The organism is Enterobacter cloacae complex sp. P16RS2, assembly GCF_014982155.1.
In the GTDB taxonomy this organism is placed as follows: Bacteria; Pseudomonadota; Gammaproteobacteria; order Enterobacterales; family Enterobacteriaceae; genus Enterobacter; species Enterobacter cloacae_M.
The window spans coordinates 1-1,739 of record NZ_JADCKW010000027.1; the positions used below are offsets into that span (position 1 = coordinate 1).

Genomic DNA, 1,739 nt, shown 5'->3' on the forward strand with positions numbered 1-1,739 from the left:
ACCTCGCAACGGTGAGCGAAAGCCGCGTTGCACTGCTCTTTAACAATTTATCAGACAATCTGTGTGGGCACTCAAAGTGACATGGATTCTTAATGTCTTCGGACAATAAATGAATACCAAGTCTCTGAGTGAACATACGTAATTCATTACGAAGTTTAATTCACGAGCATCAAACTTAAATTGAAGAGTTTGATCATGGCTCAGATTGAACGCTGGCGGCAGGCCTAACACATGCAAGTCGAGCGGCAGCGGAAAGTAGCTTGCTACTTTGCCGGCGAGCGGCGGACGGGTGAGTAATGTCTGGGAAACTGCCTGATGGAGGGGGATAACTACTGGAAACGGTAGCTAATACCGCATAACGTCGCAAGACCAAAGAGGGGGACCTTCGGGCCTCTTGCCATCAGATGTGCCCAGATGGGATTAGCTAGTAGGTGGGGTAACGGCTCACCTAGGCGACGATCCCTAGCTGGTCTGAGAGGATGACCAGCCACACTGGAACTGAGACACGGTCCAGACTCCTACGGGAGGCAGCAGTGGGGAATATTGCACAATGGGCGCAAGCCTGATGCAGCCATGCCGCGTGTATGAAGAAGGCCTTCGGGTTGTAAAGTACTTTCAGCGGGGAGGAAGGTGTTGAGGTTAATAACCTCAGCAATTGACGTTACCCGCAGAAGAAGCACCGGCTAACTCCGTGCCAGCAGCCGCGGTAATACGGAGGGTGCAAGCGTTAATCGGAATTACTGGGCGTAAAGCGCACGCAGGCGGTCTGTCAAGTCGGATGTGAAATCCCCGGGCTCAACCTGGGAACTGCATTCGAAACTGGCAGGCTAGAGTCTTGTAGAGGGGGGTAGAATTCCAGGTGTAGCGGTGAAATGCGTAGAGATCTGGAGGAATACCGGTGGCGAAGGCGGCCCCCTGGACAAAGACTGACGCTCAGGTGCGAAAGCGTGGGGAGCAAACAGGATTAGATACCCTGGTAGTCCACGCCGTAAACGATGTCGACTTGGAGGTTGTGCCCTTGAGGCGTGGCTTCCGGAGCTAACGCGTTAAGTCGACCGCCTGGGGAGTACGGCCGCAAGGTTAAAACTCAAATGAATTGACGGGGGCCCGCACAAGCGGTGGAGCATGTGGTTTAATTCGATGCAACGCGAAGAACCTTACCTACTCTTGACATCCAGAGAACTTTCCAGAGATGGATTGGTGCCTTCGGGAACTCTGAGACAGGTGCTGCATGGCTGTCGTCAGCTCGTGTTGTGAAATGTTGGGTTAAGTCCCGCAACGAGCGCAACCCTTATCCTTTGTTGCCAGCGGTCCGGCCGGGAACTCAAAGGAGACTGCCAGTGATAAACTGGAGGAAGGTGGGGATGACGTCAAGTCATCATGGCCCTTACGAGTAGGGCTACACACGTGCTACAATGGCGCATACAAAGAGAAGCGACCTCGCGAGAGCAAGCGGACCTCATAAAGTGCGTCGTAGTCCGGATTGGAGTCTGCAACTCGACTCCATGAAGTCGGAATCGCTAGTAATCGTAGATCAGAATGCTACGGTGAATACGTTCCCGGGCCTTGTACACACCGCCCGTCACACCATGGGAGTGGGTTGCAAAAGAAGTAGGTAGCTTAACCTTCGGGAGGGCGCTTACCACTTTGTGATTCATGACTGGGGTGAAGTCGTAACAAGGTAACCGTAGGGGAACCTGCGGTTGGATCACCTCCTTACCTTAAAGAACCTGCCTTTG

1 rRNA gene is annotated in these 1,739 nt (G+C 53.1%); it reads left to right on the forward strand.

The annotated features are described in order from the left end of the window. The first annotated feature begins 177 nt into the window (after positions 1 to 177). A 16S ribosomal RNA gene (locus tag INF68_RS17285) occupies positions 178 to 1,719 on the forward strand. Positions 1,720 to 1,739 lie beyond the last annotated feature (20 nt).